The sequence below is a fragment of the Acidimicrobiales bacterium genome, assembly GCA_036378675.1.
Lineage (GTDB): Bacteria > Actinomycetota > Acidimicrobiia > Acidimicrobiales > Palsa-688 > DASUWA01.
On sequence record DASUWA010000051.1, the window covers coordinates 19111 to 37301 of the forward strand.

Here is an 18191-nt window from a genome sequence, read left to right on the forward strand (position 1 = left end):
CCGACACGGCTGATCTTGACCGTGTCCGTGGTCGGGGGCTTTCTCGTTCTCGGATACGCGGCGTCCGACCAAGGCCCGCTCACTGTCATGCCCGGCCACCAGTGGGTCGTCACGGGCGTGCTGTGCGCGCTCGCGATAGCGAGCTGGGTTCGTCCTCTCGTTCTCTACCGAGACGACCAGTCCGAGGCGTTCCACCTCGACGAAGGATTCTTCGTCGTCCTGGCCCTACTGGTGCCCCTGCCGGCGACGATCGCGACGTTCGCTATCGCGACGCTCGTTTCCCAGCTCGTCAGGCGACGGCCGCTGCTCAAATCAGCCTTCAACTTTGGTCAGGTTCTCGTATCGGCGGGGTTGGGTTTGGGTGTCCGGAACCTGGTCGGGGGAGCCTACGGTTCGATCAGTCCTCGTACGCTAGGGGGAGCAGTACTTGGAGGGATCGTCTATTTCGTCGTAAGCCACGGGTCGGTTGCGATGGTACTCGTCTCCCTCGGCTCGACATGGCGCACCTGTCTCCTCGAGGACCTCCGGGTGCAGCTCGCGCTCCTGGTGTCAGGGATGCTGGTGGGATGCGTGTTCGCTATAACCACCTGGGCGGTGCCGTGGGGGCTCGCGGTGGCGGCGCCTGTGCTCATCACCTTCCGGTTGGTCGTCGCGGCCCAGTTCCACGCGTACCACGACCGCGAGCGGCTTCAAGGTCTGTTCGACGTCACGCTTGAAGCGAACCGAGGCTTGCATGCGGATTCGATCGAGGAGACGATCGTTACCTCGGCTCGCGACCTCCTTAGATGTGGTGAAGCCCGTCTCGAAGCCAACCCCCCATCGCCCTCGGCGATGGCTGCTCAGGTACAAACCAGCGGCTCCGATCGATGGCTCGTCGTTGCGGGACGGCGCCGCGAGGAGCCGTTCGACGAAGCCGACCAGACTCTTCTCGACGCGATCGCCGCCGTCGGTTCTGGCGCGCTGACCAATGCCGAGCTGTACCGGCAGATCCGTTTCGAACGCGAGCGGCTCGGCTCGATCGCTCTGAGCATCGGCGAAGGTGTCTGCGCGGTCGACTTGGAGGGATACGTCACCTTCGTGAACCCCGCTGCGCTAGAGATCGTCGATATTCCCGGCTGCACAGGCGACGGCAACGGGGTGATAGTCGAGAACTCTCAGGAGGCCCCGGATTTCCTCCTCGGACCTGCACGGGCAGCGATCCGAAGAGGTCGGGTCGTTCGAGAGGACGAAGTCATGCTCCCCGCGCCGGGAGGGGGCACCGTCCCGGTTGCGTATACCGCGTCCCCGATCCTGGACAACGGACGCGCGGTCGGAGCGGTCATCGCACTGCGCGACATCACCGAGCGGAAGGCGTACGAAGACGAGATGGCCCGTCATGCCTTCTACGACAGCCTCACGGGCCTTGCGAACCGTCGCCTACTCGTCGAGAGGCTGGAGCGCGCGCTTCTCAGGTCACAGCGCGACGGCAAGATCCACGCCCTCATCTTCGTTGACGTCGATCGATTCAAGAGCATCAACGACAGCCTCGGACACGGGATCGGTGACGATCTCCTCGTCGCTATCGGCGCTCGGATGAAGGACGCGGTGCGTGGTTACGACCTGCTTGCCCGGTTCGGCGGAGACGAGTTCGTCCTGCTGCTCGAGGACGTGACCGGTGTCGACCAGGTGGTGGCCGCCGCCCGGCGTCTTTGCGCGGCGGTCGAGAAACCGCTGGTGCTTTCGGAGGGATACGAGGTCGTGGTCAGCCTCTCGATCGGGATCGCTCTCACCGAGCCGGGCCGCACGGCCGACGACATGCTCCGAAACGCAGATGTCGCGATGTACGAGGCGAAGGTCAAGGGACAGGGTGGCACCTACGAGGTATTCGACACGGCCGCGATGGGAACAAGGTCTGCCGAGCGCCTCGACCTGGAGGGAGCCCTCCGCAAGGGGATGGAGCGGGGCGAACTGGAGGTGTACTACCAGCCCTTCTACTCAATCCATGACCAGCGCATAGTCGGCGCCGAGGCGCTGGTCCGCTGGTGGCACCCGACCCATGGGCTGATCGAACCGGCGCGGTTCATCCCGATGGCGGAGGAAACCGGATTGATCCTTCCCCTCGGCCGATATGTACTCGAGCACGCGTGCCGTGAGGCGGTGTCCATCAGAGAGCGTCTCTGGATGGAGATCCCCATCAGCATCAATCTGTCTCCCCGTCAGTTCCAGCACAGCGGCCTACTTGCGGATGTGACGAACGCGCTCGAAGCCTTCGACCTGGCACCCGAGAAGGTGACCTTCGAGATCACCGAGAGCATGGTCATGAACGACCTTGCGAGGGCTCAAGAGGTGATGAAGAAGCTCAACAGCCTGGGCGTCCGCCTCGCCATCGACGATTTCGGTACCGGGCATTCGTCCCTTAGTTACCTCAAACGTTTCCCGGTGCAGGAAGTGAAGGTCGACCGTGTGTTCGTCGAGGGTGTCGCCGACGATCCGGTGGACTCCGCGATCGTCCGCGCCGTCATCGAACTGGCGTCAGCTATGAACATCATCGCCGTAGCCGAGGGAGTTGAAACTGCCGAGCAACTGGAGTCCTTACGCACGTTGGGCTGCAACGTGGCGCAGGGCTACTACTTCTCCCGCCCTCTCCCGGCACCGGAGTTCGAGGGACTGTTGGGGAGTGCCGCGGCCGCCTGCTCGCCGGGTTCACCGTTGGCGGCGGGACGCTCCCGGCACTAGAGGTCGGCGCCCACCGAGGAGGATTCAGGCTGACGGATCCAGCAGTCCCGCCATCACCCGGAATTCATCGGTGGTGTTCACGTGCGGGAAGGCCTCCTCGGGCTCGGGGAGCCCAAGCCGGTCGCAGATCGGACCCCAGCCGTCGCCGGGACGCCACTCGATCAGTCGATCAGGCGCGACCGTGTCGCGCACTGCCTGATTGTGCGACTCGTACGCCGCGATCGCGGTTTCGCGATCCTCGTAGTCGGGCGTAAGCCGGCCGAGCATGTCCTCGCTCATCGCGTACCAGTCAGCCATTTCGGGAGGCGGTTGGCGTCGCATTACCTGCAGGATCGTTTCGGAAAAGCTGTTCCACCACTGTTCCGGACTGTCACGTGCGGACAGGAGCACGATCGACTCGGGGAAGGCGGAATGCAGTTCGTTCCACAGTGCCGCCGCCGGCCAGTCGACCGCGGCGCCGAACCCGTCCAGAATCCCCTCCCAGTCCGGTTCCTGACCACGCATGGCGGCGTGCCACATGGCTACGTGGTTCGGTCTCGGGAACAGCTCGATCATGTGGTAGCAGGGCTCGCCGAGCAGGCGCTCCAGCGCCAGCTTCAGCGAATGGGTGCCCGTTCTGCCAAGCCCAGCCCCGACGATTTTCAGCCCCATGGCTCGGAACGTAGCACGGCTCGTGTTGGCCCGGCCAAGGTCCTAGCCTTGCCCGGCATCGCGGTCACACCCCTCGCCTCATTGTTCGGACTGTCGACGAACCAGGCTCTGGTGGTTCTGTTCGTGCTCCTTCCCTTTGCCTTGGCTGCGATCGTCATCCCGTTCGTCGCCTGGAAGACGCGCAAGTGGCCCAAGCCGCCGATGCTCACCTCCGAGATCCTCGCAACCGGCGAGCGGGCCGAGGGGGAAATCCTTTCGGTGAAGAACCTCGGGACGATCGTCGACTTGCGACCGATGGTTCGACTGGTCCTCAACGTCTCGGCACCCGGCGGAGAGAATCCCTTCGAGTTGGAGGTCGTCCAATCCTTTCCGCGTTCGGTGGTCTACATGTTCCGTCCGGGAGAAAAGGTCGAGGTCCGGCTGAGCCCGGACCACTCCGCGGGTGCAGTCGTTTGGGACCCCGGCTACTTCTGAGACGTCGTGTGCTAGCGCGGCACGAACACCCCGTGGACGGGCCGCTGCTCGAACTCTTCCTGAGAGGACTCGCCGGCCATCTTGGTGAGAAGGCCGGCGACCTCTCCGAAGCCGGCGCAGCTGCGAGGAATCTCGTCGAACGGATAGGCGCCTGACGCGAGGAGCCTGAGCGCTTCTTCGTGCTCTGACACGTCGACTCCCAGCGCGCCGAGGATCCTCAATTCCTTGAAGACCACCAGGTCGGGGGAGAATCCCGGCGTCTCGGGCGTGCCGCGGGTGCCGGCGACGACGACCGTGCCTCCCGGTCTGGCCAGGTTCATCGCCTGAGCGAACGCCGCAGGCGCCTTCGCGGTGACGTCGACCACGACGTCCGCGAGCCGACCCGTGGCTTCCTTCAGCGCTGCCACCGGATCGCGTTCGGTGACGTCGACCGCCAGGTCGGAACCGAACCGACGCGACAAGGCGAGACGGTCGCTGTCTCGGTGGCCGGATCCCGTGATCATCACGAATCCGGCACCGGCTGTCTTGGCGGCGGCGACAGCGGACAGCCCTCGGATGCCGGGCCCGAGCACGGCCACGATGTCATCTTTCTTCGTGCCTGGGAGGGTCGCGCCCCAGCGGATGCCCGCTCCCAGCGGGTTGAACAAGGTAGCAGTCACCGGGTCCAACCCTTCCGGGACCGGGAGCAGCATGGAGTCGGGACCCAGATAGTGAATGTCGGCGTACCCTCCCCAGAGCCCCGGGGGCTTGGCGACGGGGATGAACCCGTACATGTCCCTGATCCCGTGCCTGACGCAGAGGCGCCGGTGGCCTGTAGCGCACTGGGCGCAGGTTCCGCACGATTGGAAGACCTCGACCGCGACACGGTCCCCAACAGTCACGCCCCAACGCTGGGCGGCCTCCTCGCCGATGGCTTCGATCACGCCTACCGTCTCATGACCCGGTATGAAGGCGTAACCCGGGTTCATCACGCCGGTGAACTGCTCGTGGTCGGTGCCGCACAACCCACAGGCCTCCACGCGCAGAAGGCCGTCGTCACTGCGTATTCGCGGAAGCTCGATCGAGCTTGCCACCAGCCGGAGTGGGCTTTCGAGAACCAGCGCGGTTGCGGCCACACCGTCATGGTGTCACGACTGGGCGCCCGCAGTAGCGTGTCGGACTCGATGACTCCGGCGCCGTCACCCAAGCCTCGCATTGCTCCCGCCGAGGGAGATCCGGAGGGGCTCCTGCCGCTCAACATCTTCCGGACCATGTCGAAACATCGGGGGCTTGCCGACAGATTCAACCGGTTTGGCGGTTACCTCCTGCTCAAAGGCTTGATCCCCGCCCGCGAACGTGAGCTGGTGATCCTCAGGGTGGGGTGGCGCTGCGGGTCGGTGTACGAGTTCGGCCAGCACACTCTCATGTCGCAACCGGCCGGGGTCACCGAGGACGAGATCGCTCGCGCCGCGACCGAGTCGCTCGAGGGGTGGGCCACGGGCGATCGGGACTTGATGGCATTCGTCGACGAGCTCTGTGCCACCAATACGGTCTCGGACCAGGCCTGGGAGAGAGTCGCGGGTCGATGGTCGGAGGAGCAGATGATCGAGCTGTTGCTTCTCGCCGGCTTCTACCGGCTGGTGTCGGGTTTCTTGAACAGCGTGCGCGTCGAACTCGACCCTGGCGTCCCGGGATGGCCGGAGGGTCGCGAACCGGGCTCGGCGGGCTAGGGCGCTCCGGGAGGGGGTTCGGCGCCGACCCGCCCGAACTTGGGCGGTCGCTTCTCGAGGAAGGATCGGACCCCTTCCTTGAAGTCGGGGCGACCGAAGCTCTCGATCATCAGCCGCTGGGCTTCACGTTCGGCCGGGCCCAATCTCGTGGTGAGGTCTTCGTAGACCTGGCGCTTCATGATCGCGAACGACTCCGGGGAGCATCGGGACGCCAGGTCCTCGATGTACCGGCGGCTGCGAGGAACAACCTCATCCGCGGGGACCGCTTCGTTCACCAGGCCAATGCCGGCCGCTTCGGTTCCTGTAACCCGTCTCGACGAGAACAGCAGATCGAGCGCGCGGCCGGTTCCGACCACCCGCGGCAGCAGCCAGCTGATCCCCCACTCGGCGACGAGGCCACGCTCGGCGAACGCGGTCAGGAGCGGGGCGTCCGCCGCCATGAACCGGATGTCGCAGCAAAGCGCGATCGGAACCGCCATGCCGGCGATAGGACCGTTGATCGCGGCCACGATCGGCTTCCGAACGGCAAGGAGATAGGTGTACTCGCCGGAGAAGTCATCCGGGAGCGGCTCCGCTCTGTGGACCTCGAGAGAGGCGAAGTCCGTCTCGAGGCGCCCACCCTCGGAAAGGCTGCTCAGGTTGTTCATGTCTGCGCCAGCGCAGAACGCTCGGCCGGCTCCGGTGATGATGATCCCGACGACCGCGGCGTCCGATTCGGCTCGGGCCACGGCGTGGCGGACCTCCGCCGCCATTCGTTGAGTCCAGGCGTTGAGGGACTTGGGGCGGTTGAGAGTGATCGTGGCGACAGGATCGTCGACCGCGTAGAGGATCTCGTCGTACACCGCTGCTAAGCCCTCCGGACCTTGACGGCGGTGCCGTAGGCGCAGATCTCGGTCCAGTTGCCGCCCATCTCGGATGTGTCGAATCTCATCGCGAGAATCGCGTCCGCTCCCTTCATCTGAGCCTCCGCCACCATTCGCTCGATCACCTCCTGCCGGCTGGCGACCAAGTTCTTGGTCATCCCTTTCAACTCCCCTCCCGCCAGGGCCTTGAACCCCGCTCCGATCTGGGATCCGATGTTGCGACTTCGCACCGTGAGCCCGAAAACCTCGCCGAGTACCTCGGTTATCTCGTAGCCGGGCAGGTCATTCATCGTGGAGATCAGCACGGGATCTCAGGGTAGCCGTGACAGGTGTCACCGGCACTGTGTGGTCGATGTCGGGTGCACAACCTGGCCGGCATGTATCTCTAAACTGGCCATCGCCTTCGTTTCGTGGCGGTGAATGAAGGACGTTGCGTCGGGCCTCACAGCGAATGTCGTGAGGCTCGTCCGCCCGCGACACCACGTTGCTCGTTGAACATCCGTTGAACGACCGAGGAGGATTCGTGCCTGCCGCTCTGCCAATCCTGATCGGAGTCCTGCTACTGGCGGTGACCGCGCACACCCTGGGCTTCTTTTTCCTGAGGCGTGCTGTAGACGGCCGAGGTAAGTCCCTGCAGGAGTCGCTGATTCGCAACGTCAGGTGGCCTTCGCGGCTGATCATCCCCCTGGCGGCGGTCGAAATCGCGCTCGCCGGCGTGAAGCTCGGCGCCCGCCTGCGCGACGACCTCCTCCGCGCCGTTGGAATAGCGCTCGTCTTCGCCATCGGCTTCCTGGTCGTGAGGCTGACGTACGTCTTCGACGACGTCATCCTCGCCCGGTACCAGCTCGACGTGACCGACAATCTGAAGGCACGTCGCATCCACACCCAGATCCAGGTGCTCAGACGGGTGACGGTGGTCGTGGTGTCGATCGTCTCGATCGCGATTGTTCTGTTGAGCATCCCCCGGGTGCGTGCCGCCGGGGCAGGCCTGCTCGCGTCAGCCGGCGTGCTGGGCCTCGTGGCCGGCGTCGCCGCCCGACCGACGGCCACCAACCTGGTCGCCGGACTGCAGCTTGCCATCAGCCAGCCGATTCGCGTCGATGACGTGGTCGTCGTCGAGGACCATTGGGGAAGGGTGGAGCAGATCGCGCTCACCTATGTGGTGGTCCGGCTGTGGGACCTTCGCCGCCTGGTCCTGCCTATCTCGTACTTCATCCAGAACCCGTTCGAGAACTGGACCCGCTCCACCGCAGACATCCTCGGCTATGTCTTCCTCCAAGTGGACTTCTCGGCGCCGGTCGATCAGATCCGGGCCCGGTTCGAGGAGATCCTGCGGCGTTCACCCGACTGGGACGGCAAGGTGGGGATCATGCAGGTCACCGACTCTGGGGAGAACACGATGCAGCTCCGCGCCCTGATGAGCTCACCCGACAGCGCGAGGTCATTTGACCTCCAGTGCGCGGTGCGGGAGCAGCTGATCGCTTACCTGCGTAGCGAACATCCTGGCGCGCTCCCCCGGACGAGGTCCGAGCTGGTTAACACGGAAGGTCATCCCATTTCGGCTAGGGACTTCGAGGCGGCGTTCCTGGGGCGTCATTAGCGGCTGTAGCAATCGTAGGGACGCGCAGGTGATCGAGGCTCCGCCGGTCTGGTATCCCTTGTGAGAACGTCGAGAGGAGACCGGCCGGAAATGCAGGTAGACGCGATTCTTTGCAATCACGCCGAAGCGGTGAACAATCAGCTGTACATCTCCGGTGGCGGGATCGAGCTGGCCCAGGCGCCGGCCGGCGCGATTCCGCCGCTCGTTGTCACCTTGGGCATCGGCATGGTCCTGACAGTGGGGTGGGCCCAGACCAACGAGCAGCATCAGATCGACATCGAGCTGCTGACCGAGGACGGCATTGCCGTCGACGTACCGACCGGCCCCGGGATCTTCGGGCCCCTGAAAGTTCAGTCATCGTTCAATGTGGGGCGCCCTCCCACCCTGACGATCGGCGACGACCAGCACGTGTGCCTCGCGGCGAACTTTCCCGGGCTGCCGCTTCCGGTCTTCGGGAAGTACGAGTTCGTGATCAAGGTCGACGGAGAAGTCGCCAGAACACTTCCTTACCGGGTGGCCGCGGCGAGCCCGACCGGAACGGTCGTCACTTGACCACCGCCGACTCGGGATAGAGGGGAAGCAAAGGCGCGAGGTGCGCAGTAGAGAAAAGAACGCACCAAAGGCGTCGTTGTTACTCCGTTGACGACTAAGTGAGGTTGCCCGGCCACGATCGGTGCTAGTTCAGCGAGCCGACAAGGGGTCTAGGGGCAGTGAAAGCACTAATCGTCATAGCTGGGATCGCAGCCGTGATCCGCCTCGCGACCGCGCTCGACCCCGGGGCGACAGCGATCGTCGTCGGGGTCCTGGCTGTTGCAGCAGCCGGCTACGGCTTGTGGTCCAACCGACGCTCGCATTGGGCGGGCTGGCTCGTCTCGTGGTTTCTCATCGCTGCCGGGCTGGTAACCAACGTCGTGGCCGTCATCGTCCAGGGGTGGCACGGCATCAGGATCGTCCCCGAGGGCACCGTTCCTCTGACGTTGACCCTGATAGGTGGGGCGTTCGCTGTCGCCGGCCTGGGGTCGTTGTTGCACCAACGCCTTCCAACTCGTCTGGTCGAGTCGCTCTCGGCCGCGGTTGTGTCAAGCGGAGCCCTCGCCTTTCCGTTGCTCGCCCTCGTCATCGTGCCTTCGCTGGGGTGGCACCCCGGTCGTGAGCTGACAGCCATCGCGCCTCCTCTTATGGACATCGTGACGCTGTGGATGTGCGTGTCGATCCTGTCGCTCACGAAGCGCCATCCCGTCGCATATCGCTACCTGCTCGGCGGGTTCCTCTGCGTTTTCGTTGCCCACTCCGCGGTGGCAGCCTCGCTGTTGGGTGGCTTCAACTCATCCCCGGTTCCTCTCAGTGCGGTTCTGCTGTGGGGGCTGTGCCTGTGGAGCTGCTCCGTCCTGCATCCCTCTCAGCGGCATGCCCTGGATCCCGTGCCTTTCCGTTCGACCCGCCCCGGATGGATCTACATCGGGCTCATGGTCGTCGGGGCTTTGGTCCCGCCGGCAGTGCTCTCCGCCAAAGCATTGCTGAAGATTCATAACAGCGTCGCCTTGTTCGCGGCTGGATCTGGAATCCTTCCCCTGCTGATCGTTGTCTACTTGACCTATCAGGTCTACACGCGGTCGGCGGCCGAGTACCGGGCTCAGCACGATCCCTTGACCGGCGTGTGCAACCGAGTTCTCTTCAACGACCGATTGGAAGCGGCACTCGCGAATTCGCGGCGCACAGGCCACGGTGTCGCGGTCATCTTCTTGGACCTTGATCGGTTCAAGAGCATCAACGACAGTCTTGGTCACGCAGTCGGGAACCAACTGCTTCAAGCGGTGGTCGCGCGACTGCAGAATCGGTTGAGGCCTCGCGACACGCTTGCTCGTATGGGAGGTGACGAGTTCACGATCCTCGTGCCCGACCTCGACGGGAAAGCCGTGAGCGCGAACGTCGCGGAAAGGATCCTCGGGGCGTTTTCGGAGCCATTCCACATCGGCGGGAAGCTCCTACCCGTGCAGGCGAGCATTGGTATCGCCGTTTCGCCTGACGACGGTGACGAGAGCGAGGCTCTTTTCAAGAACGCGGATACTGCGATGTACCAGGCGAAGGCGGCCGGTAGGAACACCTACGCCATCTACGACACGGCTATGAGCGCGAGGGCCGAGTTGCGTTTCGCGCTCGAGACCAGCCTGCGAAGCGCACTCGAGCGCGATCGGCTGGCTGTCCACTACCAGCCGAAGCTGTCGACGATCACGGGCGGGATCGTGGGCGTCGAGGCCCTCGCCCGCTGGCAGCATCCCCGCCTCGGGTTCATCCCGCCCGCGGCCTTCATCCCTCTGGCGGAGGAAACCAGCCTGATCGCGAGTCTCGGGGAGTGGGTGCTTGAAACCGCGTGCCTCCAAGCGCGGTCGTGGCAGGCGCAAGGTCTCCCGAGGGTTTCGGTGTCGGTAAACGTGTCGCCCCGCCAGTTCGTTCGTCAGTCTGTCGTTCGGCTGGTCGCCGACGTCCTCGATCGCACCGGGCTCGACCCCCGGCTCCTCGAGTTGGAAGTAACCGAGAGCGTTCTCGTCGAGCACATGCACGACACGTCGAAGAGCCTCGAAGAACTTCGATCGATGGGTGTGCGTTGCTCGATCGACGACTTCGGAACCGGATACAGCGCGCTCACATACCTGACCGACATGCCGGTTGACGCCATCAAGATCGATCCGTCCTTCGTCCGCCGCATCGATGCGACGACCGGGGCGGCCCCCATCGTCGGTGCGGTCATCGATCTTGCGCACAGCCTCGAGCTTCAGGTCGTCGCTGAGGGCGTAGAAACCGCGGCACAACTCGAGTTCCTGTCGGACCACGCGTGCGATCAAGTCCAGGGGTATTTGTTCAGCCCGCCGGTGCCGCCAGAGAAGATCGAGGAGTTCCTGCGCGACAAGGATGCGATCTTCGCAGGTGCAGAACTCATCGCATCGCGTCCTGGCGCAGCCTCCACGTCGCTCGTCCTTCCTCCCGCCAAACTGGCCGGGATCCTGACCGGGCTGAGCCAGAACGGCATTTGGGCCAATCAGCCCGACCGCGAGGATCTCGTGGCGATCCTGTCTGCTCTGCAATCGGACGACTTGATCACGATCGCCGGTCCCAGGGGTTTCCGTCGGGTTCCGGCCCGTATGGCCCTGGGCACGCTCGCCGGCTTGGCCTCGCTCACCGGAGGCCTGAGCGTCGCGGGAAGCATTCCCTCGGTTCGCCAGCTTGCGGGCGACATCCTGCAGCAGGCGACCGGCATCAGCCTCCCGGCCGGCGGCGGTCCGATTCCGAACACGTCGGGCCGGCTACTGGCGGACCCGAGCAGCGGAGGCGGCCACACTCGTTCAGCGTCGGTATGGGGTGGTTTCCCCAGCCGCACTGGTCTCGGAGTACACGGTGGCGTGGCTGGTGGAGACACCGCGATGCCGGGTGCGGACACGCAAGCTCCCACGCTCGGCGCGACCCCCGGGCTGGCGGTGAACTCCGGTTCGGGCGACGTGCCGGGCGCCGGCGGGTCGTCGTCGGGCGCAGGCGGGTCGGCTTCGGGATCAGGGACTGCTCCCGCCGGTGGAGGGACGCAGGGCTTCAGCGGCGGCCAGGGCGCCGGCCAAGGGAGCGGCAATGGGGCAGGCCATGGTCAAGGCTCGGGTGGCGGCCAGGGCCAGGGCTCAGGTGGCGGCCAGGGCCAAGGCGCCGGTGGCGGCCAGGGCGGAGGCCAGGGTCACGGCTCGGGTGGCGGCCAGGGCGCAGGCCAGGGTCACGGCTCGGGTGGCGGCCAGGGCGGAGGTCAAGGTTCCGGCGGTGGCACTGGTCAGGGTGGTGGTCAGGGTCAGGGCTCAGGCGGAGGTCAGGGTCACGGTTCCGGTGGCGGCCAGGGTCAAGGTTCCGGCGGTGGCACCGGTCAGGGTGGTGGTCAGGGGCAGGGCTCAGGCGGAGGTCAGGGTCAAGGTCAGGGCTCGAGTGGCGGGCAGGGCAATGGCAACGCGAACGGCTCGAGCCAGGGAAACGGTCAGGGCACGAGCGGTGGAGCCTCTGGTGGTTCGGTGCAGGGCGGCCAAGGAACCGGTCAGGGCCAGGGCCAGGGCTCTGGCGGCGGGCAAGGCAATGGCACTGCGAACGGAAACGCCAACGGCAAGGGTTCGGGCGGCCAGCAGGGTTCGGGCGGCCAGCAGGGCAGCGGCAATGGCAACGGCGCTGGCGGTGGCGCGGGGCAGGGGTCGGGGCAGGGCCAGGGCCAGGGTGCCGGTCAGGGCCAGGGCGCAGGCGGTGGCCAGGGCGCAGGCGGTGCTCAGGGTCAAGGTTCGGGCGGTGGCCAGGGGGCGGGCCAGGGCAACGGCAGCGGCAACGGCGCTGGCCAGGGCTCTGGGCAAGGCCAGGGAGGTTCCACCGGGAACGGCAACGGCTCCGGTCAGGGACAGGCAGCCGGCGGCGGCCAAACACAGAGCTCCGCGAGTGCCCAAGGCCAGACCCCGGGGACCAGTGGTCAGGGCCAAGGGACCGGTCATCAGGGATCAGGCTCGGGCACGGGGAACGGTCAGGGCGAGGGCAACGGTGTGCAGTCCTCCCAGACCCAGGGAACCGGGCAGGGCAACGGCAACCTGAACGGTCAGGGCCAAGGAACCGACAGCGGCAAGGGCAAGGGCCTCGGCTGAAACCCTCCGCGCCTGCGTTTCGTAACACTCAACTTCGGCAACCACGCGACTTTGTTGCAAACCTGCTGCTATTCAGCAACTTCGTAGCACTCTTGCCGGCGCAGGCGCTAGCACTGTTACGAAGTTGCGCAATCGGGGGGCTGACCCGCCACCACCCGCCACCCGTGCCCCCAGGGGCCCACCTGCAGGCGCAAACCCTGGCCGCGAGCCAGTGGTGTTCCCTCGACCGGGCTGAGTCGGTAGTTTGGCGCGCAGGCGACACGTTGAAAGGGCGGAAAGATGTTCTCCAAGGTGTTTCGGCGCGCGTGCGCAATGGCGGTGGCTATCGGTTTGGTCGGCGTAGGCGGTCTAGCGGTTGGTACTTCATACAGGGCCGCTGCAACCCCACCGGCCAGCGTGCAAGTGCAAGGCAACCAGCTCGTCGATGGTTCCGGTAATCCAATTCGGCTGGTTGGCGTCGACCGCTCCGGGACCGAGTACGCGTGTGCCCAGGGGTGGGGGATCTTCGACGGTCCATCAGACCAAGGGTCGATCCAGGCGATCAGCTCGTGGCATGTGAACGCTGTGCGGGTGCCTTTGAACGAGGATTGCTGGCTGGGCATCAACGGCGTGAACCCGTCGTACTCCGGCGCCAACTACCAGACCGCGATCGAGAACTACGTGTCGCAACTGCACGCGGCAGGCATGATGGCAATCCTCGATCTGCATTGGTCGGCACCGGGGGGCCAACTTGCGTTGGGTCAGCAAATGATGGCGGACTCGGATCACTCGCCGGCGTTCTGGACTTCCGTCGCGAGTGCGTTCAAGGCGGATCGAGGCGTCGCCTTCGATCTGTACAACGAACCGCACGACATATCCTGGTCCTGCTGGTTGAACGGCTGCGTCACTTCGGCTGGCTGGCGGGCCGCCGGGATGCAAAGCCTGCTGAACTCGGTGCGATCGACCGGTGCCACCCAGCCGGTGATGGTGGCCGGGCTCAACTGGGCGGGTGACCTTTCGGGCTGGCTTCAAAACGAGCCCAACGATCCTTCCAATCAACTCGCAGCATCCGCTCACATCTACAACTACAGCCAGTGCAACACGCCGGGCTGCTGGGACTCGACGATCGCTCCGGTGGCCGCGCAAGCGCCGGTGGTTACGGGTGAACTAGGTGAGACCGACTGCGCGCGCGGGTTCATTGACTCCTACATGGCCTGGGCGGACGCGCACGGCCTGTCGTATCTCGGTTGGAGCTGGAACACGGCCTCGTGCGGCTCGGGGCCGGCTCTCATCACCTCGTACAACGGCACCCCTACCGCGTTCGGTGCTGGCTACCAATCACACCTCGCCGCCATCGCCTCCCAACCGTCGGGTGGAGGTGTCTACGTTCTGGACGGTTACGGCAATCTCGACCCCGAGACGAACCCTGGCGGGCCTGCACGGGTCGCCACGTCCGACACTTGGTCGGGTTGGAACATCGCACGAGGAGCCGCCGGCCTTCCTGACGACACCGGCGGATACACGCTGGACGGTTGGGGCGGTGTTCATCCGTTTGCGATCGGCTCGAATCCCATGCCTCCCGCCGCAACCACGTCGGACTATTGGCCTGAGTGGGACATCGCAAGGTCGGTAGCGCTCCTTCCGTCGGGACAGGGCGGGTACGTCTTGGACGGATGGGGTGGTGTGCACCCGTTCGCCATCGGGTCGAACCCGATGCCTCCCGCTGCGAGCGCTTCGGCGTACTGGCCGGAGAAGGACATCGCCCGCTCGATCGTCGTCCTCCCTTCCGGAACCGGCGGCTATGTGCTTGACGGCTACGGCGGAGTTCATCCGTTCGCGGTCGGGTCGAACCCGATGCCCGCGGCGGCCGTGACTTCGGCCTCGTGGTCTGGTTGGGACATCGCCCGCTCATTGACTTTGCTGCCGTCGGGCAGCGGCGGGTACGTGGTTGACGGATGGGGAGGGGTTCATCCCTTCGCGACCGGCTCCAGCCCGATGCCGCCGGCAGTGAACAGCAGCGGCTACTGGCCTTACCAGGACGTGGCGCGCGGCGTCGCGCTCAACAGCGCAGGGACGGTCGGATACGTCGATACCACCTCGGGCCAGGTTGCAACGTTCGCGGTCAGCGGCTCGGCCGCGCCGTCAGCCGGCACGGCGAACATCCCGTCCGGCGCGGTCGGCCGTGCGATCCTCGTGACTTCATGATCACTTGAGACCGGCGAGGTCCTCCTGCTCGAGGGTGTGCTGCAGAAGCCGCTTGGCGGTGATCAGCTGCAGCCATTCGCTGTCGGCCGTGTGGGCGCTGATCCGGCTGTGCCGTCGCAGAAGCTCGTCGATCTCCGACACCGCCGAAACGAGATTCGTCCGGTCGTCCCCCGCGACCCGCCGCAACTCGCCGATTGCCTGCCTTCTGTAGGGAGAGGGGCTGTCGGCGAACGAGCGGGCGTGGCCGACCAGCTCATCCACAACTCTGGAGCGTCGAGCCGACTCGAGTGCCCGGTCCCTCGGCGAGGCGGTCTCTGCGAGCGCGGTGATCGGCTCGGAAAACGGGTCTCCCGGATCGCGCACCGACGTCACGTCAACGATGCTCGTGTCGCCGAAAACGTGGTGCCAGGCGTCCGCCTCCGCCGGGCGCAGCTCGTTCCAGGCGTGGCCCTTCCACCCGCATCGGCACCAGGCGCGGTGGGACCGGCCACGCCGCTGGATGACCACCTGGTGCTCTACCGGTGGAGACACGCCACCTCCCCGAGTCGTCCCAATGAGGAGAGTAACGCTTCCCGGTCGGTCCGAGTTGAGGACCGATGCGATCAGCTGGTGATCGGCTCCGGGAGCAGGTTTTTCAGCGCCTCGCACATCTCTGCTCGCACGGGTGCGCCCGAGATGACGACACCAACCATGGGGACGGAAGTGTGAACGTGCCCTCGAGCCCGGACGTGCGTGACCGGGACGCCGGCGGCGGCGAGGGCTTCGGAGTAGGCGATGCCTTCGTCACGCAAGGGGTCGAAGTCGGCGGTGACGACGACGGCAGGGGGCAGCCCCGCCAGGTTCCCTCTGAGCGGTGAAGCGGCCGGATTCGTGCGGTCTCGCTCGTCGGCGTAATTGTCCCAGAACCACCGCATCAGCGACGCGGTAAGCATGTAGCCCTCGCCGTTCTCACGCAGCGATGGCCGGTCCGGATTCCAGTCGGTAACCGGCATCAGCAGGAGTTGGGCGGCGATGGCCGGCCCTCCGGCGTCTCTGGCCCGCTGGGTGGCGACAGCGGCGACATTCCCGCCGGCGCTCCACCCTCCGACTGCCAGATGCCCGGGGATGCCGCCAAGCTCTGCGGCGTTGGCTGCCAGCCACTGCACCGCGGCGAAGGCGTCATCGGCCGCCGCGGGAAAACGCTCCTCGGGTGCGTGGCGGTAGTTCACCGACACGATCAGCATTCCGGTCCGTGCGCAGATGTCGCGGCACAAAGGCTCGTCGGAGTCCTTGCTGCCGAGCACCCACCCCCCGCCGTGGAAATACGCCATGACCGGGTGTGGACCCGGCGTGGGGGGTCGGTACAGGCGGAACTCGAGGTCGCCGGCGGCACCTGGCAACTTGCCGTCGACGATCTCGCCGACCTCGGGTCCGGGCGGCCGGGCGGCGTTCGTCGCCTCCATGAAATCGCGCGCCTCCTGCGGGCTCATCGTCTCGATGGGAGGCAGGTTCAGCGATTCCATCATCTCGAGCACGATGGCGACGTCGGGCTGCATGGTCCGGATGATCCCGTCGTTGTGCAGAGATCGGGCGGGACCGTCCAGCCTGAAACCGAGGTGCCCCCGCTCGACGATCTCGTTGCAGGTCTTTCGGTAGCTGTCGAACCCGCCTACGTACGGCAGGAAAACCCGTGGCTTCCCAGGCACATTCGCCCCCATATACCACGAGTTCGCCCGCGGGAACAGGGTGATGTCTGCGCAGTCGTGGTTGTGCTGCACCCAGCCGGCCTCGGCAAGGGGTGTCGGCTCGATCCGATCGAAGCCCTCGGCCCGCATGTAATCGAGACGGTCGGCGACCCAGTCCACGTGCTGCTCGATGGACACGACCATGTTGGAAAGGACCGACGGGCTCTGCGGACCGGTGATGGTGAAGAAGTTTGGGAAGCCCGTGGTCATGAGGCCGAGGTAGGTGGTGGGCCCGTCCGCCCACTTTTGCTTCAAGGTGAGCCCGCCCACGCCGGTGATGTCCACCGAGACGAGAGGCCCAGTCATCGCGTCGAAACCCGTCGCGAAAACGATGGCGTCGAACTCGAACGACTCGGTGCTGGTGTCTATCCCGGTCTCGGTGATCGCCTCGAGCGGCGTCTTTCGCAAGTCGACCAGCCGCACGTGGGGAAGGTTGAAGGTCTCGTAGTAATCGGTGTCGAGACACGCCCGCTTCGTACCGATCGGAAATCCGCTGGGGCAGAGCGCCTCAGCGGTCTCGGGGTCTTTGACGGTCTGGCGGACCTTCTCACGGAACAGATCCGCCACCATTTCGTTGACCACCGGGTTCGACAGCTGATCGATGAATATGCCCGTGATCGCGAGCAGCTCACCCCGCTCCCACGCAGCCTCGAAACGCCCGCGCCGTTGCTCCTCCGTGGCGGTGAGACCCGACAGCTCCGGCATCTCGTACGGCATGCCCGCCCGGGAGTTCCGGGCCGCTTCCCGGTAGCCCTCTCGGTTCCTGGCGAGAGAGGCGAGCCGTTCGGGGGACGCCGGACCGTTGCGCGCCGGGAACGAGAAGTTCGGGGTCCGCTGGAACACGACCAGCTGCGACGCTTCCTTGGCGATCAGCGGGATCGACTGGATACCGGACGACCCGGTCCCGATGACGGCGACCCTCTTCCCGGTGAAGTCGATCTTCTCGTGCGGCCACCGGCCAGTGAAAAAAACTTCGCCGCCGAAGCGGCTCACGCCCTCGATATCCGGATCCTTCGGTACCGATAAGCAGCCCGTCGCCATGACGTAGTGCCGGCATTCAATTCCGTCGCCCGCGTCGGTCTTGAGCAGCCACCGGCGCGCATCCTCGTCCCACGTCGCCGAGGAGATTCTCGTGTTGAACCTCATGTCCTTGCGGAGATCAAAGCGGTCGGCGACGTGGCCCAGGTAGGAGAGGATCTCCGGCTGGGTCGCGTACTTCTCCGACCACGTCCATTCCTTCTCGAGCTCGGGGTCGAAGCTGTAGGAGTAGTCCGTGGTCGGGATGTCGCAGCGTGCGCCCGGGTAGCGGTTCCAGTACCACGTGCCGCCGACGTCGCTTGCCTGATCCACGACGACGGTCGAAAATCCCAGGTTCCGCAGACGGTGGAGCATGTACAGCCCCGCGAAACCCGCTCCGACGACGACCACGTCAACCTTCTTTGGCCCGAAGTTTGGTGGCGTCGTCGCCGATCCGTTACCCGACACGGCCATCCGTCCCCCGATCGTCATTGGCGCTCGTGTGGCCGCGTCCAGTCTTTCACCGGCGCGCAGAGCCTGGCGAGTCGGTGTTATGCAAAACGCCGGCGCCGCTCATGCGGCGCCGGCGGAGGCATAGCTGCTTG

General features: G+C 65.7%; 13 protein-coding genes. 7 read left to right on the top strand and 6 right to left on the bottom strand.

The annotated features are described in order from the left end of the window. The first annotated feature begins 21 nt into the window (after positions 1 to 21). Entirely contained in the window at positions 22 to 2715 is a 2694-nt protein-coding gene (locus VFZ97_15865; GenBank protein HEX6394911.1) for an EAL domain-containing protein, read from the top strand. Between the two features lie 24 nt (positions 2716 to 2739). Here VFZ97_15865 and VFZ97_15870 read toward each other — a convergent pair whose 3' ends face one another. Continuing rightward, positions 2740 to 3366, bottom strand: coding sequence for a sulfotransferase (locus VFZ97_15870; GenBank protein HEX6394912.1), 627 nt, complete (start codon positions 3364 to 3366; stop codon positions 2740 to 2742). A 48-nt stretch (positions 3367 to 3414) separates the two neighbouring features. Between VFZ97_15870 and VFZ97_15875 the strand changes: the two genes are divergently transcribed. Next, positions 3415 to 3840 carry a hypothetical protein gene (locus VFZ97_15875; GenBank protein HEX6394913.1) on the top strand — a complete coding sequence of 142 codons (426 nt, stop codon included), beginning with the start codon at positions 3415 to 3417 and terminating at the stop codon, positions 3838 to 3840. Positions 3841 to 3851: 11 nt separating this feature from the next. Here the strand turns inward: VFZ97_15875 and VFZ97_15880 are convergent, their stop codons facing one another. Further along, positions 3852 to 4955, bottom strand: a complete 1104-nt coding sequence (locus VFZ97_15880) for a medium chain dehydrogenase/reductase family protein (GenBank protein HEX6394914.1) — start codon at positions 4953 to 4955, stop codon at positions 3852 to 3854. Positions 4956 to 5003: 48 nt separating this feature from the next. On the opposite strand from VFZ97_15880, the gene VFZ97_15885 reads away from it, so the two are divergent. Further along, entirely contained in the window at positions 5004 to 5549 is a 546-nt protein-coding gene (locus VFZ97_15885) for a carboxymuconolactone decarboxylase family protein (GenBank protein HEX6394915.1), read from the top strand. On the opposite strand, the gene VFZ97_15890 is transcribed toward VFZ97_15885, so the two are convergent. Together VFZ97_15890 and VFZ97_15895 are read right to left on the bottom strand one after the other, a co-directional pair. Next, positions 5546 to 6391, bottom strand: a complete 846-nt coding sequence (locus tag VFZ97_15890) for an enoyl-CoA hydratase-related protein (protein HEX6394916.1) — start codon at positions 6389 to 6391, stop codon at positions 5546 to 5548. The genes VFZ97_15885 and VFZ97_15890 overlap by 4 nt on opposite strands. 5 nt (positions 6392 to 6396) lie before the next feature. After that, positions 6397 to 6717 carry a YbjQ family protein gene (locus VFZ97_15895; GenBank protein HEX6394917.1) on the bottom strand — a complete coding sequence of 107 codons (321 nt, stop codon included), beginning with the start codon at positions 6715 to 6717 and terminating at the stop codon, positions 6397 to 6399. A gap of 218 nt (positions 6718 to 6935) precedes the next feature. Between VFZ97_15895 and VFZ97_15900 the strand changes: the two genes are divergently transcribed. The 4 genes from VFZ97_15900 (at position 6936) to VFZ97_15915 (ending at position 14845) form a co-directional block, all read left to right on the top strand. Further along, positions 6936 to 8012: a mechanosensitive ion channel domain-containing protein gene (locus VFZ97_15900; GenBank protein ID HEX6394918.1), complete on the top strand. Its 1077-nt coding sequence runs from the start codon at positions 6936 to 6938 to the stop codon at positions 8010 to 8012. A 90-nt stretch (positions 8013 to 8102) separates the two neighbouring features. Continuing rightward, positions 8103 to 8564, top strand: coding sequence for a hypothetical protein (locus VFZ97_15905; protein HEX6394919.1), 462 nt, complete (start codon positions 8103 to 8105; stop codon positions 8562 to 8564). Positions 8565 to 8722: 158 nt separating this feature from the next. Continuing rightward, positions 8723 to 12661, top strand: coding sequence for an EAL domain-containing protein (locus VFZ97_15910; GenBank protein HEX6394920.1), 3939 nt, complete (start codon positions 8723 to 8725; stop codon positions 12659 to 12661). 279 nt (positions 12662 to 12940) lie between these two features. After that, on the top strand, positions 12941 to 14845 hold the full coding sequence (locus tag VFZ97_15915) for a cellulase family glycosylhydrolase (protein HEX6394921.1): 1905 nt from the start codon (positions 12941 to 12943) through the stop codon (positions 14843 to 14845). On the opposite strand, the gene VFZ97_15920 is transcribed toward VFZ97_15915, so the two are convergent. Both VFZ97_15920 and VFZ97_15925 read right to left on the bottom strand, forming a co-directional pair. Beyond that, positions 14846 to 15376: a hypothetical protein gene (locus tag VFZ97_15920; GenBank protein HEX6394922.1), complete on the bottom strand. Its 531-nt coding sequence runs from the start codon at positions 15374 to 15376 to the stop codon at positions 14846 to 14848. A 71-nt stretch (positions 15377 to 15447) separates the two neighbouring features. After that, positions 15448 to 18078 (bottom strand): alpha/beta hydrolase fold domain-containing protein, encoded by a 2631-nt coding sequence (locus VFZ97_15925; protein HEX6394923.1) that lies wholly within the window; start codon positions 18076 to 18078, stop codon positions 15448 to 15450. Between the last annotated feature and the right edge of the window lie 113 nt (positions 18079 to 18191).